Consider the following 26,473-nt stretch of genomic DNA (forward strand, 5'->3'; position numbering starts at 1 on the left):
CCAGTCGGCCGACTGGTGCAAACTTAGTCGTCATGGGCTAATCGACGAATATCACCAGCAGTAAAAACAGACTCCCGGTGTCGCTCCAGTCTCGCCGCCTTAAGCATGGCACGGGCAACGCTGCGGGCTGGTAGCGCCTGATAATTCCGCCACAAAGGGCTACTCAGCAGTACGCCTGAAATCTGCTCAAGGGGGCGTGCTGGCTGAGATTCAGGACGACTGCCTTGCAATATCGACGGTCGCCAAAGGTGCAGACTGCTGCAGTTCAGTGTTTGCAGGTGAAGCTCCATCGAGCCTTTAATGCGATTGTAGTAAAAAGGTGAGCGCGGATTCGCGCCAATGGCGCTGACAACAGACAGTAGTTGTGCGCCGTTATCGACAGCCCACTGACAGCCTCTGACCACCAGATCAAGATCAACTGACTTTAAGCCGGCCTTGCCGGCAACCTTCTGCGTGGTGCCTAGCGTGCAAAAGCACGTGTCGATTTCAGACTTCGTTGCCCAGAGCTTTTCATAGCTGATAACCGACACGCTGGCTTGCGCATGAAGTGTATCGACAAACGACTGCAGCTCATGAACAGAGCGTACCGGAACCAGAAGAAAAGCGTCGCGCTTGCATAGCTCCCGCAGCAGCTCGCGGCCAATCAGGCCGCTGGCGCCAAGGAGCAGAATGCGCTCAGGCATATTAACTGAGCCAGCTGGTAATGCGCGGCCAGACTTCACGCGCAGCTTCGGGGCTTACGATCATATCGACATGGCCGTAATCTTTGCTCAGACCACTCTGCACACCCAGCGTTTCAACCGTCTTCTCGCCGCCATACATGTCTGCAAAGCGCGTGCAGTAGCGTGCCGGATCAGACGAGTCAGCTGCTGCGGCCAGTGCCAGCAATGGTACCTGGGTCCCCTGCTTCCATAGCGGCAGTAGTTTTTTTCTCTGTGCGGGCAGCTGCCAGCTACCCAGAAGACTGTGGCGCTTCAGATACTCACTAATTAGCGCTGCCGGTTCATTTTCCGGGCCAATGCCATGTTTGCGCCCGTCCATCTCACCTTTACTACGAACAGCTGCACGAAGGCTGAGACTAATGCCAGGGATCCACTGATACCAGGGGCGACGTATAGCCTGACTGCCCAATAGTACGATGGCACGACAGTCGGCTTCTGCCAGTGTGCCGGCTGCGATGGCAGAAGCAATGACAACACCGCCAAGCGAGTGACCAATCCATGCCGGACTGGCGCCTGACTTTTCCTTCACAAAAGCATTTACTGCGGGCAAGTCGTGCAGCACATACTGTTCGAGAGTGTTTTTACTGTATTGATGGTTGCGCGGCGATAAACCATGGCCGCGCATCTCCATCATCCATACATCAAAGCCGTTCTCGGCCAGATGCCGTGCAAGCCCCTCACCTTTGGCCGAGAGCCAGAAGCCGCGATTGCTGAAGCTGCCATGCAGGAGTACAACCGGACCCTTGCTGGCTGTAACGCCTGCTAGGCCCAGGTGAGAGACGGCAATCTGGACTGATTTGTCATCGTCCAGATTGTGCTTAACCAGATACACATCTTCGGTCAGACTGCCGAAGACATCCGCCCTCAGCAACGATACCGGGAATAGCTGACTGCTACTCTTCATGCTAATTACTTATCCGCCAGGAAGAACCAGGTATCCAGTACTGAGTCCGGGTTGAGCGATACACTATCAATGCCGCGTTCCATCAGCCACTTGGCAAAATCCGGGTGATCCGATGGTCCCTGGCCGCAGATGCCAATGTACTTATTGGCTTTTTTACAGGCGCTGATGGCGTTTTCCAGCAGTGCAAGTATCGCCTCATTACGTTCATCAAACAGGTGAGCGATGATGCCGGAGTCGCGATCCAGCCCCAGTGTCAACTGAGTAAGGTCGTTGGAGCCGATAGAGAATCCATCGAAGTGCTCAAGGAACTGCTCCGCAAGAATGGCGTTGGCCGGCAGTTCACACATCATGATCAGCTTCAGGTCGTTTTCGCCACGCTTAAGACCATTTTCCTCCAGCAAGCTCACCACTTGCTCGGCTTCGCCAACAGTACGTACAAATGGCACCATGATTTCAACGTTGGTGAAGCCCATTTCATTACGTACTTTTTTCATCGCACGACATTCAAGTTCGAAGCAGTCACGGAAGTTTTTCGAGATATAACGTGACGCGCCACGGAAGCCCAGCATCGGGTTTTCTTCTTCCGGCTCGTACAAACGACCGCCAATCAGGTTGGCGTATTCATTGGACTTGAAGTCGGACAGACGTACGATAACGCGCTTAGGCCAGAACGCCGCCGCCAGCGTCGAAATACCCTCAACAAGCTTTTCAACGTAGAAGTCGACCGGCCCAGGGTAGCCTGAAATCCGACGAGCAACGGTAGGCTTAACTTCATCCGGCAGATTGTCGAAGTTGAGCAACGCCTTAGGGTGTACGCCAATCATACGGTTGATAATGAATTCGAGACGGGCAAGACCGACGCCGGCATTTGGCAGTCCCTGGAAGTCAAATGCACGGTCCGGGTTACCAACGTTCATCATGATTTTGAACGGCAGGTCCGGCATCTGATCGACGCTATTAGTACGGATGTCGAAGTCGAGAGCGCCCTGATAAACGAAGCCGGTATCACCTTCAGCGCAGGATACAGTGACATCCTGACCGTCTTTCAGTTTCTCTGTGGCATCTTCACAACCGACCACCGCCGGAATGCCGAGTTCGCGCGCGATAATGGCCGCATGGCAGGTGCGACCGCCACGGTTAGTTACGATGGCTGCAGAGCGCTTCATGACCGGCTCCCAGTCCGGATCAGTCATATCTGCTACCAGAACGTCACCTTCCTGGACCTGATCCATCTGATCAATGCTGTCAATGACGCGTACCTTGCCTTTGCCAATGCGGTGGCCAATAGAACGGCCTTCAACCAGAACCTGTCCGGTTTCTTTCAGCAGATAACGCTCCATTACGTTCTTGCTGGCACGGCTTTTGACGGTTTCAGGACGTGCCTGAACAATGTACAGCTGGCCGTCGTCACCATCTTTGGCCCACTCGATGTCCATCGGACGCCCGTAGTGTTTTTCAATGATCATTGCCTGACGGGCGAGACCTTCGACTTCTGCGTCGGTAACGGAGAATACCTGGCGCAACTCACGGTCGACACGCTGAGTTTCGACAGAACGGCCGACGGCGGCGTCCTCGGCGTAAACCATTTTGATGGCCTTAGCGCCCAGGTTGCGGCGCAGAATGGCAGGACGCCCTTCTGTCAGGTTGTTCTTGTGTACGTAGAATTCGTCCGGGTTTACAGCCCCCTGCACGACAGTTTCACCGAGGCCGTAGGATGAGGTTACAAACACCACCTGATCGAAGCCGGATTCGGTGTCCAGCGTGAACATGACACCACTGGAGGCAGTTTCTGAGCGCACCATGCGCTGCACACCCGCTGACAGGGCAACCTTGTGGTGATCAAAGCCCTGATGATCACGGTAGGCAATGGCCCGGTCATTGAAAAGCGAGGCGAACACGTCCCGAATGGCGTGCAGTACGTTTTCAATGCCAACGATATTGAGATGTGTCTCCTGCTGACCAGCAAAGGATGCGTCCGGCAGGTCTTCTGCGGTTGCTGATGAGCGTACGGCCACGGCCATACGTTCATTGCCTTCCTGCAGTTTACTGAAAGCCTCACGAACTGCGGATTCCAGAGCCGGAGGCAGCGGTGCCTCGAGAATCCAGTTGCGGATCTGAGCGCCTGTTTCGGTCAGCGCACGGATGTCGTCTACATTCAGGCTGTCCAGCGCGGCCTGGATGCGGGTATCGAGACCTTCGTGGGCGAGAAATTCACGATAGGCAGAAGCAGTGGTTGCGAAGCCATTGGGCACCGAAACGCCAGCATTGGTAAGATTGCTGATCATTTCACCGAGCGAGGCGTTCTTGCCACCTACCAGCTCTACATCGCCCATGGATACCTGATCGAACCAGAGTACGTAATCAGTCAACGCTATTCTCCTGTGTTTGCACGTCTGCCTTAATCCCCTACAATCGACTTTTGCGGTCTCAGGGCTGCGTAATACTAAGTGGACAGGAAACAAATTTCCACATGAAGCGGACAGCGTTTTTTATTTCAGACGGCACCGGCATTACTGCAGAAACACTCGGCAACAGCCTGCTTGCTCAATTTGAGAGCATAGAATTCGAGCGGGTTACCCTGCCCTATGTCGATAGCACCGAAAAAGCCCTTAAGGCGGTTGAGCGCATCAACAGCAAGGCGGCTGAAAAAGGTCACCCGGTGATTATTTTCGATACCATCGTGAATAAGGATATCCGTAAAATTATTGACCAGGCCAATGGGCTGAATATCGATATTTTTACTGCCTTTCTGGCGCCCATTGAAAAAGCGCTTGAGGTGGAATCGTCTTACAGTGTGGGGAAATCGCACTCAGCAACGACCAGTCCCAATTACCTGCATCGCATTGATGCTGTGAATTTTGCATTGGATAACGACGATGGTGCCCGCACCCGCCATTACGCAGAGGCGGACATTATTCTGGTGGGTGTATCCCGTTCCGGTAAGACGCCAACCTGCCTGTACATGGCAATGCAGTTCGGAATCAAAGCAGCGAATTACCCTCTGACCGAAGAGGATATGATGGACCTGCGTATTCCTAAGTCCCTCGAGCCCTTCCGGCAAAAGCTGTTCGGGCTGACTATTGACCCGGATCGTCTGGCAGCAATACGCAACGAGCGCCGCGCCAATAGCCGTTACGCCTCACTCAAACAGTGTTATCACGAAATCGACGAGGTCGAGATGCTGTATCAGCGTGAGAACATTCCGTTTATCAGCACCACAGATAAATCCATCGAGGAAATATCTACCCGAATTATGGCTGAAACCGGACTGGAACGCCGTTTACAGAGTTGACTGGCGCAGCTGACTCATCGCTTTTGCGATAAAGCGCGGTTTGGTAAAGACGAGGCTATGGTCTGCTCCGGGCACCGCAACAAACTGCCAGTCGGCTGATTGCTCGGCCAGCAGGCGGTGGCGTCCATGCATCGAAGCAGGGCTTAACTCACCGGCAAAGCTGATACCACTGGTCGGGGCAACCCACTGACCGAATTCAACCTGATGATTGAGTAGTGCCTGACTTACTGAACGCAGGGCGTGCGCGAAGCCCCTGCTATTCTGCTTAAGGCGGTCGACTGTCAGTCGATCAATCTGGGGGTTGCTGAGTCTCTGCGGCGAAACCGAGTTCAGGAAGTCCAGGTAGGGTTGCGAGTCGTCTGGATTTGCTAGTACCTGATCCGACACTGTCAGATAATCATCAGCCTTGCGGATGATTAGCTGCTGATCAGATGAAAACAGCATCGCAGGCTCAATAAGAAAACACAGTTCCGTGTTGAATGTTTTGCTTAATAACTGGTGAGCAATCATTCCGCCAAAGGAATAGCCACAAACATCAAACTCGTGCCAGTCCAGAGCGTACAGAAGTTCTTCAATCTGCTGCGTGAAATCTTCCAGTCTCGGGGCCGGGTTGGCGAGAAATTGCGACTTCCCCATCCCAGCAATATCCGGAATCAGAAGCTCATCCCAGCCACGCAGGTAGTTAGCAAGGTATGTCCAGGTCAACTCCCCCGGGACGCCAGCTCCGTGCAGTAGCAGCAGGCGCTTGCCTGACAAACCCTGCTCTTCGTTACTGTGACGTGCAATGATCGCGTGCTGTCGGGCAGATTGCGTTGAAATATTGACCTGTATCTTTTCCATAGTATTTGTTCAGCGACTCACCGGTAGCCATTCAATTTCAGCAGAAGCATCTGCTGCCGCACCGTTGGGAAAGTATAGGATAAAGTGAGTAACATCAGGGTCTGCCACCTCTATGCGTGACTCCCTGTTTTCTACGCTCGCCCATGTTTCTGCGTTGATTACACCACTTAGCGCAGGAATCAGGTGGAGTGGTTTTGCATGCTTATCAAGAGCCAGTAGCGCAGGTCCCGAATGATCGCCACGCAATATCACTGAAAGAATATGATTTGTCGGACTGCGGCGTACTTTGAAAAACCAGGCTGGGGCTTCGCCTTTTACAGTTCTGAATAATGTATTGGTTCCTGGTCTGCTAAACAGCACCGACTTGTTTTCCGGGATACTATCAGCAAACGCTTTCAGATACTGGCCGCAACAAGGGCCATCATAGATATGCTGTGGCAGCCGCATAGGCGGAATTAGGGAGTGATCAAAAAACTCTTCCTCGACCGCCGATGTCTCACTGACAGCACTCGCTGTTTCTGGTGTTACAAATTCAGTATGACGCTGACCTGAACTATCGATCCAGATGTAGAACGGCGGTTTGTTCTTTTGTTCTTCGGCAAGTTTCGAAGCCAGCTGCTCTTCGTCCAGAAACTCATTCTTGGCACTTATGTTCGGTGAGGTTGAGACCTGTTCCTGCCGGGGTGTCTGGGAGCTCTTCAGGGTGTTGTGAATGCGTCCTTCTGCATCAACCCAGGTGAAGTATTCTTCTTCTGCCGCAAGAGGTAGCGGCAAAAGAAGACACAGAAGTGAAATCAGAATTTTGTTCGGAAACTGATACCGGCGGCACCGATGGTGAGCTTGGTTTCTACGTCGAGACCAGGATAAGGGTTGGTTACGGTACATGTCAGACAGTTTCGGTTAAGCGAATTACTTGAATTTGGATAATCACCGGTCGCCTCGGCATCTTGCGGATCAGCGAGAATAGTCTCTTTAGATTGCATGAAGCTGAGCGACAGATCAACGACCGTATCCATATCCCATTGATAACCCATACCCACGCTATACATGCGCATGAAGCCTAGCGGAGCCTGAATGCTTCGTGCATCTTCCGGAATAGAGGTTTCACGTGGCTCATAGCCTGCTCGCAATTGAATTCGTGAGTTCAGGTCGTACTGGAAGCCAAAGGAATAGCTCCATACGCTACGATAGCCCATCGGCTGGCGCAGGGTTGTCGAGGTTACCAGCTCCGGAGCCAGGGTTTTTGCGGCACCAAGGAAACCAACCTGGCGGTCGAATTCGAAATACAGCGAGTCCCATTTATCGAAATCTGTCCAGCCAGCATCGACATTTAACTGATAACGGTCGAGAAAACGGAACTTGGTACCAATCTGCAAGTGCTGTGGATAGGTGAGCTTGGTGGAAACATGACCTTTTTCACGGGCGACGCCGGATGGCAGCGAAAAAATCGCCCCGCCAATAGCCCCGATAATAGATTGATTGAAGCGTTGGAAGAACTCCGAAAAATCATCCGTATATTTAAGATCATAGGTGCCTTTAAGGTGAGCTTCCGCTTCGCTCTGATAGCCGACACCCATTGCAAACCAGTCCGAAGGTTCCCATAAAAAGCCAAGGTTAAAAGACGGTGACAGGGTTTCTTCGGTTTGAATCTTTAATGTACCAACATCATCGTACGGCCCGACATTACCACCACACAGGGTAATGATCGGTGCCAGAGGATCGTTGCCGGTCTGATTTCCGTCTTCGTCAAAACAACCAAAGGCATCCTGAAGCTCTTCCAGTACGCCAATCAGAATGTTAGGTGCACGCAGATCCTGTTCAACTGCTACCGCCTGGTGTGAGAACAGAAAGCTGGCACCTACAGAAAACTCTTCATTAACCTTGTAGCCAAACGATGGCGACAGGTAAGTGAAGCGCTGTAACGCTACCTGCTTGGCCTGGTAGCGGCCGGGATCGTCGTCTTCCTTGGCAAAGCCCGCTGCCATTGGCGCGTAAACAGCATTGGCAAAGGTGAACTTGGATCCAGGTGGCTGAATAGAGACACCGCCAGTCGGCAAGGTCAGTACCGGCATATGCATCGGTAAAATTCCTACGCCGGGAAGATAGGCTGCAGCAGACGCATGGCTTTCCGCCTCGCCGTTTTCATCGAGGATCGGATCATCTGCAATTTCGACCAGATTTCCTTCGTTACGATCATAGTCGTCCGGCAAGGAGAATTTCGCCTCGGCAGACAAGACGATATTCATGGCTTCTATCTGAATCTGACGTCCATCCAGCTTGGTAAGGCCAGCCGGATTGAAGTGGATATCCATAATGCCGACCGGGTCTGCAGTAACCGCATTACCCAGCGACATCGCTTTTGTGTCCAGGAACAGGTTTTGCGCTAGCTGAGCGCTGGCCATTCCCGGAAGCAAAAGAATAAGTGGTGTAAGAAAACGCATAATAACTGTCACTACCCTGTTGTTCTTATAAGTTTCAGTAAATGACAATTAACTGCCGGAGGCCGGCTTGACGCCCTCAATGTCGATCGGCAAAGACAGACCCAGAATAATGTCCGGGGAAAGCTCCGTCATACCGAAACCGACGTTGATGTTGGCAATGGTTTTTGGCGAGACGCGTACGCCGAGTGCAAAGTTCATGATGCCGCTCATCTGACTGCCAGCCACAGAACTCTGGGTGTTTCCTGTTGATGGCGTATAAAGTTCAAAGCGAGTGCGATCATTGTATGAGCCCTGGAAAGATGCGCTCAATGAAACATCATAGGAAAGCGAATACGCAAAACCCATGGAAAAAGAAATGCTGTTGCCCGGGTGAACTTCTTTAAGAATTGATGCACCGCGGACCTGATTCAGGTCGGTAACCGGAACGTTGTAGGTGTAACTACCAGAACCGAACAACACAACCGGGTCCATTACTTTGGATGCACTCATACCACCGCTCAGGCTATATGTACCAGAGCCGGTAGACAGGTTTTTGTTGAGGTTGATTTCGTATGGGCTATCACCGGTTTTAAGTTTGCCAGTGGCGAAAAAAGTTTCTGACATTTTGCCCGGGACGTACTCAAACGGCTGGAAGCGAACTGTTCCGCTGATATCACCCATGGAATACGCGGTCAGCTCTTCTTCAGTGTCGAATTTGGCGACCAGCGGCAGGCGACCACTCAGGGTGATGTTGTCAAACAGGCCGTAGTCCAGAGTAAAGGCATTAGTGAAGGTGTGACTGGCAACTGGCGAAACGTCCGCATTTCGAATCACCTGATTACCCGTTGGCTGATCTTCTGAATCCAGGTTTTGCTCAATAACAAGATTGATACGCTGGTCGCCGTAGTAGCTGTAATCAAAATTGTAATTCAGCGAAACGCCACCGCGTTTGAGAAGCGAATAGTTTTTCTCGGCAGCCTCAAACACTTCTTCAAGTGCTTTCTCAGTATCTGCGTCGTTGTCCTGTTTAGTCAGAGCTTCACGTGCTTTGGACAGGTCCTGCGCCTGATCCGCAAAAGCAACAGGCGCCAGCAGAGTGAGTGCAGTAGTAAGAATAATTGGAGAGCGAATAAACATGAATATTCCTTTAAACCTGTATTTATTATTTTCGTCTAAAGCGCAGCTCTTTTTCGTAAGCTGGTTCAATTTCGGTGGTATAGCGCACGTTAAATTCTGAAGCGTCAACACCATCGGAAGCGTCTTCAATAACTATTTCGTAAACGTACTGATCATCATCATTTTTAACTGCAAGTCCGTTTTCGTCGAGCTTCAGCTGAAATGAAGAGCGAGCATTATTGCTGAGAGAGGCGATTTTATTGGTGATCGCGTCCTCGTATTTCATTGTCATCAGTGGAAATTCTTTAAACGTATTCTCGGCAATCAGGTAGTCGGATACATAGCGCATGTCTTCTTCGCGCAACTCGAGGCCGCTTGCCGGGCGGTGGCCATTAGGGAATACAATAAAGAGTACATTGTTGTCCCAGACTTCGAGAAAGCGGCTCAGTGTAAAGCTGATATTTCCCAGTGCCGGATCGGCAACATATACGCGGTTATCGTACACCGAGCGAATAACAACGAAGTGCTTAAAACCAGCGTATTCAATGGGAGCGATTGCCGGGTGGTCAAGCTCAAGCAAATCTTTAGCTTCTGCCTTAAAGCCGCCAGATGGATGGCCCAGTGCAGTTACCAGTCGCTTCATGTCCAGCAGGGAAAATCCGCGGCGTTCAACGATGCGTTCCGTTTCGCCAAAGCGCAGCAGACCTTCCATTACCTGACGCTCCTGGAAGTTACGGCCGAGGTAAAAGTCGAGCAAGGTGGTCAGAGCTGCAGAGCCACAGGAGTAGTCGTACGCCTGGCGTACAACATTACGGAATTTCTGTACATTAAGCGGCTCAACATTAACCAGCTGGTCCTGTTGAAACGGTTCGTTAACAGCGACACGATAGAAAGTATCGCCCTGCTGGCGGTCATTGACGATAGCCAGCTCGTGAACCATGGCAAAGCCGATAATGGATCCCAGTAAAATAATAAACACTGATCAGGTGCCTCTGCTCGGGTGAGCGTTTTTATTGTTATTAATTTAGCGAATCAATGTTACATAAAAAAACAAAGCGTACCAACCTTTAAATTGGCCGCGAAAGAACATTTTGTAAATATTTCAGCATATTAGAGGTATAAAAAAACCCGCCGAAGCGGGTTTTTTAGCGATCTCAGATCTTAGTGACCGTAGATGTGCTGAGTCATGCCTGCCAGGTTGATACCTGAAACGGCTACGGAGCCGATAGATGCGCCACCGATTTCAATTGCCTTGATATTCAGGTCGCCAGCAATATTGCCCATCTGAATGTATACGCCATCAGATTGAGCCCAGATGGTCTGATTGACGTTAACCGTACCGCCGGCACCGTCATCGAAGCTCAGACCTTTGATCTTAACAGCTGCGCCATTGCGAGCAGCGTCATAGATGGCTGTTTCAGCACCAGCATCAACCACAGCGTCGCCATTGCCGTTGCCAGGGGCATTGGCAATCATGACTGCCTGTGCATCGCTGTAACCGAACATCTCTGCATCCATGTTAACAACACGTACTGCAGCGTTGCTCTGAATTACCAGACCTGACTTCTGGCTTGCAAAAGAGCCGGTCACACCGTAGTCGCCAACAGTTTCAGTGGCATAGTTAACATTATTAATAATTGTGCGAGATTCTGCGCCCAGCTGAATAACCGCGTCAACCTTGTTAACCAGCTCGCTATTTGCGTTGGTTGTACCGGCGACATTGCTCTGCAGTTCAACACCACCAACGGATACGTTCATATAAACATCAGTTGGAGTAGACATACCCAGAACAAGGTCGCCATCTTCGGTCACATCAATAGTTTGAGTGATGCTCAACTCTGTCGCTGTCACGGTGCCGTCTGCATCATATGCAGCTTGGTCAATGCCGCGAACTGCGAGATCTTTGATGACTACAGAACCGCCACTCAGTGCATCAGCATTGCCGTCGCCAGTGGTGTCGATATCAGCAACTGGAAGGGAGGTACCAGTGTCGATTGTTTGAGTGTCGGTATAGGTGATGCTGTCAACAGATATACCTGTTGAACCGATGGTCATGTCGATGGTTACACCAGCCTGACCGGTAGTAGAAGACATGGTTGCATCGTCCAGCGCTACCAGTTCGGCCTGGGCAGCAAATGGAGCAGCAGCGATAGCCGCGGCGAGGGATGCTTTTTTAAGGAATTTCATGTGCACACTCCTGATTATTTTTCTTGGTTTTGCGGGCCTCTTCCGTGCCCTATCACCTTCCGGTAACCGGTAAGTGAATTCGGTAAAGTGCAGAGTTTTTATGAGACTGCGTATCTTTATTTTTATTAACCGCTCAGGAAAAGTTCCTGTGCGTTTGATGAACAATCTAAAGGGGCTATTTTCTCTTGTCTACCCCTTTTTTTACAATTGATTACACTTATGAAACCTCTCAGTAACGTACTCAATAGCAGAAACCGCTAGAAATGGCGTATTACGCCTAAAAATCATATAGTTAGACGTCCGCAACCGAGATTTAAACTGGCTCGAAATGATACAGAAATTACTGGATTGTCATCCCTTTGAATTACTCCGCACAGGCCATCTGCTGGCGGATGTGGTTATGCTATTCAGTAGTAGCGGTGGCTGGGGAGCGCCGCGTGCGCAGGCCAGTGAGCGCGCAGTTGCGTATCTGGCCTTCGCACCCTCTGAAAAGATTGAGCTGTCCACGGTAGCCCAGATAGAACAGTTCAGGCTGAAAGTTGCCAGTAATAGTCAGGCTTCTTCAACGGATGCGCATCCAGGTGGCTGGATGGGATATTTCACCTACGAGGCAGGTTGTGCTCTGCAGGGGGTTGGCCATGATGCTTCTGTGCTTGGGCGTTTTGGCTACTATCCACTGATAGTCGAGCTGAATTTCAGTAACGGGGAAAGTATCGCACGCTGGGATGACGAGTTGAGTGACGAGCAGGTCGCTGTCAGGCTTGACAAGCTTCAGAGGGGTGTCACTGAGCCTGGTTTTTCTTGCGCGGCTGGCGATCAGGTTGAGTGGAAAGCAGCATGGACAGAGGGTGAATACCGCTCTGCATTTCAGTCGGTAAAGGATTATCTGGCTGCGGGAGATAGTTACCAGGTTAACCTTACAATGCCCTTCTCTACTCATGCCAATCTGACTGGCGTGATTCCTGCCGAGCTGTTTGAGGTGTTTGGTCCTGCATTTGGTGCATACACAAATCTGGGCGGACATGTCATTGCTTCGGTAAGTCCTGAACGCTTTATTTCCGTATCTGATGGAAAAATTGAAACCTGCCCCATTAAAGGTACGGTTGCCCGTGGCAAGGATCAGAAGGCCGATCTTGATAATATCCAATGGCTCAGGAGCAGTCTTAAAAACCAGGCGGAAAACCTGATGATTGTTGACCTGCTGCGTAACGATCTCAGCATGAATGCCGAACCGCACAGCGTTACGGTAAGCAAACTTTTCGATATCGAAACCCATGCCAATGTTCACCATATGGTTTCTACCATCTGCGCTGAACTTCCGTCCGGGAGAACTGCTGCGGACGTCATTATTGATGCTCTTCCCGGTGGGTCAATCACCGGTGCACCAAAGAAGCGCGCCATGGAGATTATCAGAGAACTCGAGGTGGGTCCGCGGGGCGCCTATTGTGGCGTGCTGGGGTATTTCAACCGAGCTGGCGGCTGTGACTTTAATATTCTGATCAGAACAATCGAGGCGAATGCCGAAGGAGCCAGATGCTGGGCTGGCGGTGGTATCGTGTATGACTCTGTCCCTGACGAAGAGTGGCAGGAGCTTCACACCAAGGTCCGTCAGCTGCTGGACTGGACCTCGGGGCGAAGTGGATCTTCAGAGGCGGTTTAAGCCATTGAGTGCTGCCACCCGATAGGCTTCCGCCATGGTTGGGTAGTTAAATGTCGTGTTAACGAAATAGCGCAGAGTATTGCCCTCACCTGGCTGGCTCATAATGGCTTGCCCGATATGGACAATCTCTGCCGCCTGGTCACCAAAGCAGTGGATGCCGAGGATCTCCAGAGTCTGTCGATGAAACAGAATCTTGAGCATGCCAACGCCTTCGCCGGTAATCTGGGCTCTTGCCAGATTTTTGAAAAACGCCTGACCCACTTCGTAGGGTACCTTTTCTTCCGTCAGCTGGCGTTCGGTTTTACCAACCGAGCTGATCTCAGGAATGGTGTAAATCCCCGTAGGAACTGAGTCGACAAAGCGGAAGTCTTCCGGAGATGCAATGACTGCAGCCGCTGCGCGGCCCTGGTCATACGCGGCCGAAGCCAGAGCTGGCCAGCCGATGACGTCGCCAACAGCAAAGATATTCTCAACCGCTGTACGATACTCATGATCCACTTCCAGTTGCCCGCGACTGTTCGGTTTCAGGCCTACATCCTCAAGGCCAAGCCCTTTGGTGTTACCTGTTCGCCCTGCTGCCCACAGAAAAGCGTCTGCTTTAACCTTTTTACCTGATGACATCACCATGGTGACGTAGCGCTCATTGCCTTCGACGGAGTCACACTGCTCGTTATGACGAATCAGCGCACCCTTGTCCCGCAGGTGGTAGCTCAGGGCGTCGGAAATCTCGTCGTCAAGGAAGTTCAGTAAGCGATCACCCGGATGAATCAGGTCCACCTTCACACCGAGGCCGGAAAAAATTGACGCATATTCACAACCAATAACCCCTGCACCATAGATGATCATGGTGCGCGGCGTGTGCGAGAGGGTCAGTATGGTGTCGGAATCGTAAATGCGCGGGTGTGTGAAGTCGATATTGTCAGGGCGCCAGGGGCTGGAACCGGTCGCAATAACAATCTCTTTGGCATGCAGGCGGGTATTGGTTTGTGTTCCATGGAATACGTCAATGGTGTTCTGATCAGCAAAGCGTGCCGTGCCTGTATACACGCTGATGCGGTTGCGGCCATAGAATTCAGTACGGAGTTTGACCTGCTTTTCGATGACTTTTTCGGCACTTTTCAGTACTCGCGGAAAAGAAAACCAGCGCGGCTCACCAATTTCGCGAAACATCGGATTGGTGTTGAACTGAATGATCTGTTTAACCGCGTGACGGAGGGCTTTGGATGGGATTGTCCCCAGGTGGGTGCAGTTGCCACCAACCATGCTCTTATCTTCAATTACGGCCACTTTCAGCCCCTTCTTGGCGGCATTCATCGCTGCGCCTTCGCCAGAAGGGCCTGCCCCAATTACGACCACGTCGTAGTGGTAATCTGTCATGTCCGAATACTCCATATTTCAGTCTGAAAGTGACCCGCCGCTTTGCCGGCTTTTAGTTATTAGACGGCGGTAAGTGTAGGTGATTATTCCTCTCGCGCCTGCTTAGCGCTTAGTCGCATCATAGAATTCTGCCGACGAAGAGGCCTTTGCTGCTTTCTTGCTTTCTTTTTCACATTTCTTTTTGTCGCCACCGCAGACATCACAAGCGCTTTCCATGCCGATGGCTGACATGCCACCACAGGATCCGGATATTGGTTTGCGACCGAAAATGACACCAACAGCCATAATGGTAACGACTGTTAGCATTACGCCGAATGCTACGAGCAGAGTTGACATGGGTTACTCCTGTCCTTGCGGACGATAGTCAGGAAAACGATTCAGGAAGGCGGTCGACGCCTTTTCTGTAAAACTATCACCTTCCCTGATGATCATGAATGCTGAAAGCTGGTTTTGCTCGGCTATCTGCATTCCTTCTTCCGGGCCGGCAACATTCAGAGCGGTAGCCCATGCGTCTGCCTGACCACAATCCTCATGAATGACCGTGACGGAAGCCAATGTGTGGGTAATAGGCCTGCCCGTGGACGGGTTGATGGTATGCGAATAGCGCACACCATTGCTTTCAAAGTAATTACGATAGTCGCCCGAGGTTGCTACCGCAGCATCGCCAGGTTCAATAATGAGTTCTGCCAGTCTGTCTCCCGGGTTGGCAGATGGCCTTTCTATCGCGACTCGCCATGGGGCTTCGCCAGGCTTGGCTCCGCGTGTACGTAATTCGCCTCCGATTTCCACCAGATAACCTGTGATATTACGGGCTTCAAGCAGAGCTCCGATATCATCAACAGCCCAGCCTTTGGCAATGCCTGAGAGATCAATATAGCGCGCTTCTGTCAGTGTCAGCTGATGGCCACTCAGCGTTATGGCGCTACTGCCAGTTTCGGACATAGCCTGCTGGAGCTGATGCTCATCTGGCGCTTTGTCTATCGAGGCTTGTGGGCCGAAGCCCCAAAGGTTCACCAGAGGGCCGACCGTAATGTCGAAGTAATCGTTGCTTCTGGCGTGAATATCCAGTGCCTGACGTATTACGGTGGCGAGCTCTTCGGAGATAGTAAAGGTTGCAGGAAATGCCCCTGGGTATGAATTAATACGAGATAGTTCGGAGTCGGGATCGTAAGTGGACATTATTTTATTAATTTCCACCAGGCGACTGTCGATTTCGTCTTTGAGGGTGCCGGCTGGATCGGGGCAGTTGCAGGAGACATGGTAGGTTGTCCCCATGGTTGAACCGGCGATGTGGTTCAGTTCTGCCTTCTGATCGCAGGCTGCAAGGACCAGGCTGAGCGCCAGTGTCAGCGTACGTAGCATATTGCCTCCGGAGTTTGGCGCCAGTATACGCTCTGCCTCAGCAGAGATCACTAATGCCATTAAAGAATAACCAGACGGAATATGCTTAGAATTATTTATTACACTCAATGCTTACATGGTTATATGTTTTTCGTGTGACTCTTTGAATAGAATAGCGGGTCATTATGGAGATCTACTATGCAAGCAACCATGTCCGACGAGATGCTGGAGCTGATCGCTCAGCGATTCAGATTACTCTCAGATCCTATGCGACTGAGAATACTTCACCAGCTCCAGGCCGGAGAGAAGTCGGTAACTGAACTGGTTGAAGCGACCGGGGCGTCACAGCCTAATGTTTCCAAGCATCTGTCTACGCTGCGCACTCATGGTCTTGTGCGCCGTCGTCAGGAAGGCAATATGGCTTACTTCTCAATTGGTGCGCCATTCATCTTTGATGTATGCAATACGGTTTGCGACAGCATGAAGGATGAGCTTGAACAGAAAACATCCCTGTTGGGGCAGATTGGCTGAATCAACTCTGGGCGGGCTTGATTATTTTCCAGTTCGCCCTCGCCCCTGCTCCCAGGCATTCCAGATAACCCAACTCCTGCCATAACTTCAGCATTTGCTGGAACTGTCCGCGACTTATCCGTATATCGTCAACAGCATGCGCCTGGGTGTGTCGTTTCAATAGCTGAGCCTTAACCGTTGGCGTGATGACAGATTCGAGATGACTTCGCAGTCTGTCCTCTGATGCACCATTCTGTAACTGCTGGGATATCCCAATCAGTAGCTGGTCCAGGCGGGCTGGCAGCAGAACTTCTTCAAGGGATAGATTGCCACCCTGGTAAACTTTTGCTGTGACCTGCAAGTTAATCAGTTGGCGACTTCGTGCCAGACGCTGACTGGCAGGAATAGCCTGCGTCGGTGCTACTGATGGCTTGGGCTCTGGTGTTGGCTTCGGAGCAAGTGCTGCAGGTAGCCAGCCCTCTCCTTTTTGCAGGCTGGGGCTGGCGATAGAGGCCCTGACGTGAGTCATCAGCTCTTCGCGCAGATGCCAGAGTTTATATGGCGACTGCTGAACAACGATTCTGTGAAATCCGCTCAGGCGGCGCTGGTCTTCAGTCTGAAGCTTTTCCGGGAGTGAGTTCTTGATAAACGCAATGACCGGTTTGTTCAGTGAACGGGCATGAACAAATTCGCGGTGGATATGACTGATACCGGTTGGAGCCATTGGTCCATATGTGTCGCCGAGTAACAGAATAAAGAAATCAGCATCCTCAATCAGCGAACGAACCAGATTCCAGTCATAGGGTGCGGCATCATCACGACAGGCAAAGCCGATGTCGAAAACACCGTGGCGGGCCAGAAGGCGCCTGACTTCGTATCGTTCCAGTTCAAGACCGTCCTGGTTTGATGCCAGATAGACGAGATGGCGCTTTTGTTCAGCTGTTGCTGTCACCGGTTAACATCCTGGTTGGTTAAGTCGCTGATTTCGTTTTGCTTTTACTATACCAGTGCAAAATCAAACAGGACATAGAGAAAACCACTCAGCGTAATCAGTGACCCAAGAGTGGATAAGGCAATTACTCTGGCGGTGAGGTTCTCATCTGCCCTCATTGCTTTAGCCATGGCAAAGGCTGCAGCTGCAGTCGGACTGGCAAACATCAAAACTATAACGCCGAGCTCTGCTCCGCGAAAACCCACTATTGCCGCACAGGCAGCGACCATGGCGGGCAGTATGGCCAGTTTGAGTGATACCGCGTGAAGTGTTGCTGTATCAAGGCCGGAGCGTAGCTGGCCGGCCAGGCTACCGCCTATTCCCAGTAGCGCCAGTGGCAATGTCATTCGCGCGACCCATTCCCCTGCAGTCAGGACGGGCCCGCTGACTGTGATCTCCGCCCACTGAAATCCGAAAGCGACGGCGATGGCCAGAATCAATGGGTTTCTGACGACAGTCAGGGCTGTGTTTCCTATTCCCTGGCCGGTGCCATGATTCAGTGCCAGAACTGCAGCTACGTTGTATATGGGAGTCACAACAGCCAGTACAAGGGCACCGAGCACGGCACCTTCTGCACCAAAGGCCGCAATGCACAGTGCGATGCCTATAATGCCGAGGTTTGAGCGGAATGACGCCTGCACAAACGCTCCGGTATCAATTGCTCCTGCGTAAGCAAAGCGGCCCCACAGGTATGCGCAGACTGGCGTCATGCACGCTGCCGCTGCACTGAAAAGAATAAGCGCCCTGTGCGAGGTAATCTCAAGAGATGAGTTTGCAATGGCTAAAAACATCAGTAGCGGCAGTGTTATGGTAAATACAAGACGAGATGATGTGGCAATAAAAGCCTCGTCTATATGCCCCGTCCGCCGGAGAACGTAGCCCAGCAAAACGATCAGGAAGACCGGAGACGTAATGTGAAAGGGAGTCCAGGCAGACCAGGCGCTCATAGGTAATCCAGCTTGCAGAGTTGGCGCAAGATTAAGCTGATTCTGCTGAAAGTAAACAGGTATCAAACCTATCCTCTATCAGGTAAAATGGCGGCCCTTGTAGCTCTTCCTGAATCCGATCATGACACGTGTCAAAAAGACCCGCTCCCTGAAGCGAATCCATAAAACCAAAACTGGCAGCATCTCTAAGTTTAAGAAGGTCGCCCGGGAAGCCGGCGGTGATCGTCAGGGAGGCAAGCGCGTTAAGGGTCGCAAGGTTCTGTCTGTCTACGAGAAATTCCTGCAGGAAAATCCTGACGCACGCGAGAAAACTCACACTGCGCCGCCAGAGCCGAAGGTTGTTGCAACGAAGGCGCCTGAGCAGGATAAGGTGAATGCCAAGGAGCGTGATCGTGATGATCGCAATAGCGGCACTGACCTGCTTGATCAGCTTGAAAGTAAGAATCTGAACGACTTCTACTGAATATGACCGTCAGACTGAGGGAAATTCTCACGCTTGAGTGCTTCCCACCCCTGCCTGAAAATGTCGCTGTGCCTGCTGATGCTTCGGATGATTACGCATTTGCCCTGGTAAAGCACGAAAAAGCGGGGCTGATAATCAACGACCGTCATGGCGCTTTGGCCTGCGCATTACCCTCATGGCAGGTCTTCAATGACAGTGCCAGCGCGGCGCGATCACTGAATCACAATCTCAACCTCAATGGCCTGCCCGCTTATGATATACGCTGGCTGTCTTCGCTTGAATCCTGCATCTCACAGCCTGTAGTGGTGCTGAAAATTCCTAAAAACCGTGAGCAGCTGCACTATTGGCTCAATCAGTTGGCCAGAGTCACTCCGCAATCAACGATAGTCATGACCGGAATGGCAAAGCATATCCCCATTGCTCTGCTCAACTGGCTAGAAGAAAACAGCGATGAGTATGAACAACTTCCAATTATACGGAAGGCGCGCGCTATCCGTGTGCGAGGCTGGCAATCTCCACCCCTGAGTGAATGGGTTGGCTACGAACTGTCAGATGGAGTGCGAGTAGGTGCATTGCCGGGTGTGTTTTGCAGGGGGCAGCTGGATCTTGGTGCCCGGGCATTCCTGGAATTCCTGGCCCCTGAGTCTCTGCAAGGCCCGCTACTGGATCTGGGTTGCGGCAATGGCGTGTTATCTGTTGCGGTTAAGAACGCCAATCCGGAAACGGATGTTCATGCCGTCGACGACAGCGCCGCAGCCGTTCTGAGCACCGCAGAGAATGCAAAAAGACTGGGGCTGGACATCTCAGTCAGTCAGTCTGATAGCCTGACTGATGTATCAGTCAGCTTTTCCACCATCATTTGCAACCCTCCATTTCACGATGGTCACCTTCAGCTTACCAATATCGCCCAGCGTATGTTTGAGGATAGCCGGAATCACCTCCTGCCCGGAGGGCGATTGTACGTTATTGCGAATCGGCACCTGCCCTATCTTGCACTGCTGAAAAAATCCTTCAGTCGGGTTCTGACCAGACCTGCTGGTGCAAAATTTGTGGTGTATGTGTGTGAGCGATGAGATACCCAAGTTGCAGCACCACTACTGAAAGCGAAGAGAAAGGTAGCCGCTTTCTGGCCTTACTGTTGCCAATTCAGTCTCCGGGGGATGTGAAAATAGCCGCTCAGAGTGAGTGGAGGAAGCATCCCAAGGCGAGCCATGTTGTTTATGCGTGGCGCACCTGCTGTGAATCCACAGGCAAAGTCGAAGAAGGCTTTTCAGATGATGGAGAGCCTGCAGGCACGGCAGGCGTGCCTGCTTTGCGGGTGCTACAGCATGGTGAGCTGGTGAATGCATGTATTCTGATTGTTCGCTACTTCGGCGGGACGAAGCTGGGTACTGGCGGGCTTCAGCGCGCATACAGCGGAGCCACCTCTGCAACGATTCAGGCGGCGAAGGATACCTTCCGAGGGTGGGTAATCAGTGAGGAATTGAAGATTTCCGGGCAATTCCAGACGGAATCGACCGTTCGGCGAATAATGTCTGACGTTGATGTTCAGCCGGCTGAGGTCTCATACAACCAGGACGGCTATATGATCACGCTGCGCGTAACGAGAATTCAGAAGCAACAGTTGATCCTCACTCTCCCCTTCGGTTGCCAGCTTACCGATTAGGCAGTTCTGGCTTCTCTGGCTTCAGTAATAGATACCACTGGAGTTGGCGACATATGTTCAGAGATCATTCGATATCCATTCTGCTCCAGTCCGGTAAAGCGAATGTTTACCATGCAGCGCTTTTGCGATATGCGACGAACAGAATATACGCATCCGGAACCCGATATGCTGGATTGACCACGGTGCGTACTGACGTTTATTTCGAGTTCAAGCGACTTATATTTACCAGCGTCATTACGAAGACAATCCATATCTTCAAGCTCTACGTCACACTCCACCCCCATTGGGGTGATATCCATTACGTTGCCATAAAGGATGGCGCTATCGTTTTCCTTGAGAAGAATTCGAGCAATATCTCGCCCCTCCCATCTCTGTACACAAAATAAACAGTAGACCATATGTATTGCCTTGCAAATTCTTTGTAAACCCCTGAAAGCGTGGCTTTTAGTAAAAGAAAGTAAACGGGCGTTTAAACTGTGAACTGCGTCTTCTTTTAACCGCATAACTTAATTTAAGAATATCGGTGGCAGGTTCAATACACGGGAGCGATTTAACGATAGAATCCGGTACTGATTACAATAACGAACGAATAACTCTCACCATGACACGAATTCTGACTGCGGCAATACTGGCCATTATCGTAAGCGCCTGCTCAAGCAAGCTCCATATCCCTACTTATCAGACATCCAATACCGTTGCCCATGCGAACGATGAATTGAGTATTCAATATCTCGGCGTCGGTGGACACCTGATGCGTTATAAGGGGGCGGCTCTTATGACGGCTCCTTCGTTTACTAACCCCCATTTTTTGCGGGTAGGCCCACTGATGCCAATAAGTTCAGATACCGAAACTGTCGATCGCTACATGCCGCCGGCAGATGATGTGTCGATGATTCTGGTTGGCCATGCACACTACGACCACCTGATGGACGTGCCGCACGTCATGAACACTCAGGCGAAAAATGCCGATGTTTACGGCTCTGAGACCATGAAGAACAGCATTATGTCTAAGGTCGACAAAAACAGGATCCATGCTCTTAACGACTTGCTGGGTGATAATAATGCAGCTGGGCAATGGGTGTATAACAAGGATCGTTCAATACGAATTATGGGGCTTAAATCGTCTCATGCACCTCACTTTATGGGCATAACCTTTATGCGTGGCGAATACGACAAGCCGCGTGAGAGTCTTCCCTGGCACGCCTTTGGTTGGAAAGAAGGTCAGACAATCGCTTACATTATTGACTTTATGGATGCCGAAAACGTTGCCTACCGGGTTTACTATCAGGATTCAGCCAGTCAGCAGCCTGCCGGTCTGGTGCCGGATATTGCCGACGGCAAGGCTATTGATATCGCCATTCTGTGCCCAGCCTCATTTGCGCAGGTCGATGACTACCCGGAATCGGTTATGGCCAGCACAGAAGCCAGACATTTCATTCTCGGACACTGGGAAGATTTCTTCTCTAACGATCCTGCTGGCAAGCAGCGCTTTGTAAGGGCGACCAGTCAGGATGATTTCATGGAGCGGTTCCGTGCTGCATTGCCGGCTACATCAAGCTGGGCGATGCCTGAGCTGTTCTCAACGCAGTATTTTAATCACCAGGGACTTATCAACTGATGAGCATGACCCAGACCCAGCGGGCTGCATTTGCAGCCTTTATTGCCACCACAAACTCAGCTCACATCACCTTATGGTGCGAGGAGACCGGGGTATCGCCAGAGCCTTTCCGTAAGCTGAATGCGAAGGTTCTGTCTTTCCTTCGGGGCGAACTGCGGTCGATGGACAATCTCATGCGATTCTTCGATGCCTTTCAGGAATGGCGGGCCGAACAACACGATAACGACACTCTGAACTACGCCATTGCCGAGCTTTGCAGCAGTGCACTTTATGCTTCAGTTGAGGCGCTGGCAGACCCGGAGTGTGATGATACTGCTCTGCTTGAAGGAGCGATCATGGCAATCTATGACGATATCGCCGAGCTTGGAGGTGATGCAGAGGGGTTGCGCGGCTACTACCGGGAACTGAAAGGCGAGCTATTCGAAGTGGTGGCCGAAAAGGCTCAGCGCCCTCTGGGCAAAAACTGGGATGCATGGCTGAACACTGTTGATGTCAGTCTCTTTGGGCTTGAACAGTAACTTACTGGCAGATTATCGTTAATCGATCAAACAAGGAGCAGGTGATGAACGCAATACGTACTTTTATGACATGTACCGGGGTCATACTGGCCCTGCTGGCAAGCACGACTTCACAGGCCATGCCTGAAAATGTGCGCAAACTGCGTCTGAAGGATCAGCATGAGCTGCCGTATCGGATTCCATCCTCTACCCGATACATAATTTTTGCTCATGACATGAGCAGTAAGAATCTGGTTCAGGATATGTTGTCTTCCAAACCTGATAGCTTCCTGCAGGAACATGATGCTGTTTTTATCGCAGACATCAGCGGTATGCCACGCGTCATCGCCCGTATGTTCGCTTACCCTTCTCTGCGCAAACTGCCATACAAAGTGTTGCTGGATGAACTGGGAACCCAGACCGGGGAATGGGATCGTAAGGATTCTGCTGTGACCTTGCTGACTGTTGCCGATTATGAAGTGACCGGCTTCAGCCATATTGATCAGGTTGAGGATCTTTTGGCCGCTCTGGTGATTAAAAGCGAATACTCAGGCGACGACGCCAGTGCTGCTGCTGAGAATTCCGGCGAGACAGCAGCTGAGCAGCCTGTAAACTCTGACGCAGAGTAAGCCTGGCTTGCGAATCGCTGATATAATACCCGGGTCTTTACCCGGGTTTTTTGTATGACTCCAGAATTACTCTCTCCTGCGGGCACAGTCCGCAATATGGAATATGCCTTTGCTTATGGGGCAGATGCCGTTTATGCCGGCCAGCCGCGCTACAGCTTGCGTGTCAGAAACAATGACTTCACTCTCGACAATCTGGCGCATGGCATCCAGCGTGCCCATGAGCTAGGCAAGAAGTTATACGTTGCCAGCAACATTGCACCCCATAACAGTAAAATTGATACCTACATGCGCGACATTGAGCCGGTGATCGCCATGAACCCGGATGCGCTGATCATGTCAGACCCGGGCCTGATTATGATGGTTAAGGATCGCTGGCCGGATCAGACCATTCACTTATCGGTTCAGGCGAATGTCGTGAACTTTGCCTCGGTCGAATTCTGGCGCCGCCAGGGCGTCAGCCGCATCATCCTGTCGCGCGAGCTGTCGTTGGAAGAAATCGCTGAGATACGCCAGCGTTGCCCTGAGATGGAGATCGAGGTGTTCGTTCATGGCGCCCTCTGTATCGCCTACTCCGGTCGCTGCCTGCTGTCTGGCTACATGAATCATCGTGACCCCAATCAGGGAACATGCACCAACGCCTGCCGCTGGAAGTACGATGCTCATGAGGCAGAGGAAACCATGTCTGGTGATGTTGTTCCCAAAGGCGTTAATGAATTCGATCCGACTCTTGGTCTCGGCTCCACTACCGACAAGATCTTCCTGTTGCAGGAAGGTGGTCGGGACAATGAGTACATGCCGGCCTTCGAAGATGAGCACGGTACTTACATCATGAATTCTCGCGATCTGCGGGCTATTCAGCATATTGAGAAACTGGTTGAATTAGGTGTTCATTCCCTAAAAATCGAAGGCCGCACTAAGTCTCACTACTATGTAGCAAGAACCGCGCAGGCCTATCGCAAGGCGATAGACGATGCTGTGGCTGGCCGGGGCTTTGATAAGTCATTGATGGATACGCTGGAAAATATGTCTAACCGGGGATATACCGAAGGCTTCTTCCGTCGCCATGTACATGATGAGTATCAGAACTATGAACGTGGCGTTTCGACCAGTACGCGTCAACAGTTTGTAGCCGAGGTAACTTCTGCAACTGCTGACCAGCTGACGCTCGATGTTAAGAACCGCTTTCAGGTCGGAGACAGCCTGGAACTGATGACGCAGTCTGGCAATATCGAATTCACACTGAATGCCATTTCGGACCGTGGTGGCAACGCACGTGACGACGCTCCAGGGTCTGGTTTCGTGGTCAACATCCCCCGCCCGACCGGCACAGAAAACATCGACATGGATAAAGCACTGCTTATCCGAAACTTACCTGAGCAGGGGTGATCGATGCGTCGCATTCTACTTCAGATTCTGCTGTTGCTGGCCCCTTTGCATGTTGCTTCTGCAATGGAAGCGGCATCTCCACTGCAGCGCACCCAGGAAGCCATTGGGGCATACCTGAGCAATCTGACGGAGAATGCGACACTTGCCGAACGTCATCAGGGTTACGCTGTTCGTGTTTTCAACGATACTGTCTACCCCATTATTGACGGTGACATGATGGCCAGACGTGCTATGGGACAGTCGTACGACAGAGCCTCTGAACGTCAGAAACAGGCTTTCACCAGTGCATTCAGAGCTTATCTCTCGCAGATGTGGGTTAACCTGTTTTATAGCGTTGAAGCCGGCGAGATTCGCTGGCAGCCCGTTGAATATACCGACCAGAACACCCGCGCGGTATTGACTGCCAAGCTTGGCAGCCTCTGGTTCGGCACCCGTATACGCTTCAAGCTCTACTGGTCAGAATCCTGGAGGGTGTACGACGTCGACATTGATCGTAAGAGTATCGTTCGCGGTACCCGGGCCGACTTCAACGAATCCCTTGAAGGTCATAGTCTTGCACGTGCTTTGGCAGCTTACATTAAAGACGCCCCTGCTTTGCCGCTCGTCACCCTGGGGGCTACTGACTGGAGTCCTTATGTGGCCTCCAACCTGCCCGGCAATGGCCTGGCTGCGTCTATTGTTACGCAAGCATTTGCAGCTGTTGGTTACCGTGTTGATTATCGCTTTCAACCGCTCAGAAAACTGAATGATCTCGCCATAGCTGGCGAGGTTGATGGCTTTGTAACCGCCTGGGAAGATCAGGAAGATGATTCGATCATCCTTACAGATCCGTATCTTGCCAACTGGCTGGTGTTTATAAAGCGCAAAGACGACCCCTTTGCTTTGGATGGTAATGGCAAGCCGCAAGAGCGTGTCACTCCAGCACACTATCGTCTCGGAGTTTACCGGGATGTTAACTACGGCCCCTCTCTTGATGCATACCTGAAAGACTTTAAACAGCATGAACGAGACTACTGCTCACAGTTGTTCCGCGATGTAGCATCGAAGTCTCTTGATCTGGCTATTGTTGATCAATGGGTGGCGGATATTGAGCTGGCTGGGAAAGATAATGTTGCCTCATACCTGACAAAGGTAGTTCCACCCGTAGAAATGCGCACAGTACATGTTTCTTTACAGAAAACAGCCGACAATTACGCCGAGCATCTGGCAGAAGCATTCAATGCCGGCCTGAACATAATTCGTAAAAATGGTACGTATGCATCAACACTCGCCAAACACCAGTACCCCGATGAATGATATTGAAGAACTCTATGCAGACGACGAGATCGTTGTCATTAATAAGCCGCCGAAACTACTGAGTGTGCCCGGCCGTTACGAACCGGACTCTGCGGTAACACGTCTGCAAAAGATTTATGGCGACATTCATGTTATTCACCGTCTGGACAACGACACGTCTGGCATTATCGTTTATGGGCGAAACAAGAAAGCGCTTACAGCGATACAGCAACAGTTCGAGAAACAGAATACACATAAGATCTATGAGGCGCTGGTGATTGGTTCAGTATCCGGAAGCCATGGCTGCATTAACCTGCCTATCTGTGTTGACTGGCCTAACCGTCCTCTGCAAATGATCAGTCATACGCAGGGGCGTTATGCCCTCACCCGCTGGAAGAAACTGGATGACAATGGCCATGAGAGCCGGATGGAACTGTACCCGAAGACCGGGCGCTCCCATCAGTTGCGACTGCACATGAGAGCGCTCGGACATGCCATCGTCGGAGACCCTTTTTATGCTCCGGAAAGTGCTGCAATAACCCCCAGAATGATGCTGCATGCACGGGAGCTCAGTTTTTGCCATCCGGTCAGCGGCAAATTAATGGAAATGGTCTGTCCAACACCTTTTTAAG

At 51.4% G+C, this 26,473-nt stretch carries 26 protein-coding genes; 12 read left to right on the forward strand and 14 right to left on the reverse strand.

What is annotated here, in order from left to right; genetic code table 11:
- Nucleotides 1–23: 23 nt before the first annotated feature.
- The 3 genes from I9W95_RS01900 to ppsA are packed head-to-tail and all read right to left on the reverse strand — an operon-like array spanning nt 24 to nt 3,995.
- Nucleotides 24–722: a Rossmann-fold NAD(P)-binding domain-containing protein gene (locus I9W95_RS01900; protein ID WP_225671326.1), complete on the reverse strand. Its 699-nt coding sequence runs from the start codon at nt 720–722 to the stop codon at nt 24–26.
- Nucleotides 685–1,626 (reverse strand): alpha/beta hydrolase, encoded by a 942-nt coding sequence (locus I9W95_RS01905; protein ID WP_225671260.1) that lies wholly within the window; start codon nt 1,624–1,626, stop codon nt 685–687. Before I9W95_RS01905 ends, I9W95_RS01900 begins: the two co-directional genes overlap by 38 nt.
- 5 nt (nt 1,627–1,631) lie before the next feature.
- The gene (ppsA, locus tag I9W95_RS01910; RefSeq protein ID WP_225671262.1) at nt 1,632–3,995 is read right to left on the reverse strand and encodes a phosphoenolpyruvate synthase; all 2,364 of its coding nucleotides are present in this window, start codon (nt 3,993–3,995) and stop codon (nt 1,632–1,634) included.
- 101 nt (nt 3,996–4,096) lie between these two features.
- On the opposite strand from ppsA, the gene ppsR reads away from it, so the two are divergent.
- Nucleotides 4,097–4,918, forward strand: a complete 822-nt coding sequence (gene ppsR, locus I9W95_RS01915; RefSeq protein WP_225671264.1) for a posphoenolpyruvate synthetase regulatory kinase/phosphorylase PpsR — start codon at nt 4,097–4,099, stop codon at nt 4,916–4,918.
- On the opposite strand, the gene I9W95_RS01920 is transcribed toward ppsR, so the two are convergent.
- The 6 genes from I9W95_RS01920 to I9W95_RS01945 all read right to left on the reverse strand — a co-directional run bounded on the left by I9W95_RS01920 (nt 4,907) and on the right by I9W95_RS01945 (nt 11,481).
- Nucleotides 4,907–5,758, reverse strand: coding sequence for an alpha/beta fold hydrolase (locus I9W95_RS01920; protein WP_225671267.1), 852 nt, complete (start codon nt 5,756–5,758; stop codon nt 4,907–4,909). The genes ppsR and I9W95_RS01920 overlap by 12 nt on opposite strands.
- 9 nt (nt 5,759–5,767) lie before the next feature.
- Nucleotides 5,768–6,532: a hypothetical protein gene (locus I9W95_RS01925; protein WP_263866058.1), complete on the reverse strand. Its 765-nt coding sequence runs from the start codon at nt 6,530–6,532 to the stop codon at nt 5,768–5,770.
- 20 nt (nt 6,533–6,552) lie between these two features.
- Nucleotides 6,553–8,211: an OmpP1/FadL family transporter gene (locus I9W95_RS01930; protein ID WP_225671271.1), complete on the reverse strand. Its 1,659-nt coding sequence runs from the start codon at nt 8,209–8,211 to the stop codon at nt 6,553–6,555.
- A 36-nt stretch (nt 8,212–8,247) separates the two neighbouring features.
- Nucleotides 8,248–9,315 (reverse strand): transporter, encoded by a 1,068-nt coding sequence (locus I9W95_RS01935; RefSeq protein WP_225671273.1) that lies wholly within the window; start codon nt 9,313–9,315, stop codon nt 8,248–8,250.
- A gap of 25 nt (nt 9,316–9,340) precedes the next feature.
- Nucleotides 9,341–10,273 (reverse strand): C39 family peptidase, encoded by a 933-nt coding sequence (locus I9W95_RS01940; RefSeq protein ID WP_225671275.1) that lies wholly within the window; start codon nt 10,271–10,273, stop codon nt 9,341–9,343.
- Between the two features lie 182 nt (nt 10,274–10,455).
- Nucleotides 10,456–11,481 (reverse strand): DUF6160 family protein, encoded by a 1,026-nt coding sequence (locus I9W95_RS01945; protein WP_225671277.1) that lies wholly within the window; start codon nt 11,479–11,481, stop codon nt 10,456–10,458.
- 400 nt (nt 11,482–11,881) lie between these two features.
- Between I9W95_RS01945 and I9W95_RS01950 the strand changes: the two genes are divergently transcribed.
- On the forward strand, nt 11,882–13,141 hold the full coding sequence (locus I9W95_RS01950; protein ID WP_225671278.1) for an anthranilate synthase component I family protein: 1,260 nt from the start codon (nt 11,882–11,884) through the stop codon (nt 13,139–13,141).
- Here the strand turns inward: I9W95_RS01950 and sthA are convergent.
- The 3 genes from sthA to I9W95_RS01965 form a co-directional block, all read right to left on the reverse strand.
- Complete coding sequence (gene sthA / locus I9W95_RS01955; protein ID WP_225671280.1) at nt 13,127–14,518, reverse strand: Si-specific NAD(P)(+) transhydrogenase; 1,392 nt, start codon at nt 14,516–14,518, stop codon at nt 13,127–13,129. The genes I9W95_RS01950 and sthA overlap by 15 nt on opposite strands.
- A 102-nt stretch (nt 14,519–14,620) precedes the next feature.
- Nucleotides 14,621–14,854 (reverse strand): (Na+)-NQR maturation NqrM, encoded by a 234-nt coding sequence (gene nqrM, locus I9W95_RS01960; RefSeq protein WP_225671282.1) that lies wholly within the window; start codon nt 14,852–14,854, stop codon nt 14,621–14,623.
- Nucleotides 14,855–14,857: 3 nt separating this feature from the next.
- Nucleotides 14,858–15,880: an FAD:protein FMN transferase gene (locus I9W95_RS01965; protein ID WP_225671284.1), complete on the reverse strand. Its 1,023-nt coding sequence runs from the start codon at nt 15,878–15,880 to the stop codon at nt 14,858–14,860.
- Between the two features lie 177 nt (nt 15,881–16,057).
- Here I9W95_RS01965 and I9W95_RS01970 point away from each other — a divergent pair, with 177 nt between their 5' ends.
- Nucleotides 16,058–16,390, forward strand: coding sequence for an ArsR/SmtB family transcription factor (locus I9W95_RS01970; protein ID WP_225671286.1), 333 nt, complete (start codon nt 16,058–16,060; stop codon nt 16,388–16,390).
- Nucleotide 16,391: 1 nt separating this feature from the next.
- On the opposite strand, the gene I9W95_RS01975 is transcribed toward I9W95_RS01970, so the two are convergent.
- Both I9W95_RS01975 and I9W95_RS01980 read right to left on the reverse strand, forming a co-directional pair.
- Complete coding sequence (locus tag I9W95_RS01975) at nt 16,392–17,321, reverse strand: DUF4062 domain-containing protein (protein WP_225671288.1); 930 nt, start codon at nt 17,319–17,321, stop codon at nt 16,392–16,394.
- 47 nt (nt 17,322–17,368) lie between these two features.
- A complete protein-coding gene (locus tag I9W95_RS01980) occupies nt 17,369–18,307 on the reverse strand; it encodes an AEC family transporter (protein WP_225671289.1) in 939 nt (312 codons plus the stop codon).
- 121 nt (nt 18,308–18,428) lie between these two features.
- On the opposite strand from I9W95_RS01980, the gene I9W95_RS01985 reads away from it, so the two are divergent.
- From I9W95_RS01985 to I9W95_RS02025, 9 genes are all read left to right on the forward strand, one after another.
- Complete coding sequence (locus tag I9W95_RS01985; RefSeq protein WP_225671291.1) at nt 18,429–18,770, forward strand: hypothetical protein; 342 nt, start codon at nt 18,429–18,431, stop codon at nt 18,768–18,770.
- 68 nt (nt 18,771–18,838) lie between these two features.
- Nucleotides 18,839–19,843: a class I SAM-dependent methyltransferase gene (locus tag I9W95_RS01990; protein WP_225671293.1), complete on the forward strand. Its 1,005-nt coding sequence runs from the start codon at nt 18,839–18,841 to the stop codon at nt 19,841–19,843.
- On the forward strand, nt 19,840–20,436 hold the full coding sequence (locus I9W95_RS01995) for a YigZ family protein (protein ID WP_225671295.1): 597 nt from the start codon (nt 19,840–19,842) through the stop codon (nt 20,434–20,436). Before I9W95_RS01990 ends, I9W95_RS01995 begins: the two co-directional genes overlap by 4 nt.
- 601 nt (nt 20,437–21,037) lie before the next feature.
- A complete protein-coding gene (locus I9W95_RS02000; RefSeq protein WP_225671297.1) occupies nt 21,038–22,054 on the forward strand; it encodes an MBL fold metallo-hydrolase in 1,017 nt (338 codons plus the stop codon).
- Nucleotides 22,054–22,572, forward strand: coding sequence for a hypothetical protein (locus I9W95_RS02005; RefSeq protein WP_225671299.1), 519 nt, complete (start codon nt 22,054–22,056; stop codon nt 22,570–22,572). The genes I9W95_RS02000 and I9W95_RS02005 overlap by 1 nt, the downstream gene beginning before the upstream one ends.
- Before the next feature lie 44 nt (nt 22,573–22,616).
- Complete coding sequence (locus I9W95_RS02010; protein WP_225671301.1) at nt 22,617–23,180, forward strand: hypothetical protein; 564 nt, start codon at nt 22,617–22,619, stop codon at nt 23,178–23,180.
- Nucleotides 23,181–23,234: 54 nt separating this feature from the next.
- The gene (gene trhP / locus I9W95_RS02015; RefSeq protein WP_225671303.1) at nt 23,235–24,566 is read left to right on the forward strand and encodes a prephenate-dependent tRNA uridine(34) hydroxylase TrhP; all 1,332 of its coding nucleotides are present in this window, start codon (nt 23,235–23,237) and stop codon (nt 24,564–24,566) included.
- Between the two features lie 3 nt (nt 24,567–24,569).
- On the forward strand, nt 24,570–25,862 hold the full coding sequence (locus I9W95_RS02020; protein ID WP_225671305.1) for an ABC transporter substrate-binding protein: 1,293 nt from the start codon (nt 24,570–24,572) through the stop codon (nt 25,860–25,862).
- Nucleotides 25,855–26,472, forward strand: a complete 618-nt coding sequence (locus I9W95_RS02025) for an RluA family pseudouridine synthase (protein ID WP_225671307.1) — start codon at nt 25,855–25,857, stop codon at nt 26,470–26,472. The genes I9W95_RS02020 and I9W95_RS02025 overlap by 8 nt, the downstream gene beginning before the upstream one ends.
- Nucleotide 26,473 lies beyond the last annotated feature (1 nt).

The organism is Thalassolituus marinus, from assembly GCF_020320395.1.
Lineage (GTDB): Bacteria > Pseudomonadota > Gammaproteobacteria > Pseudomonadales > Oceanobacteraceae > Venatoribacter > Venatoribacter marinus.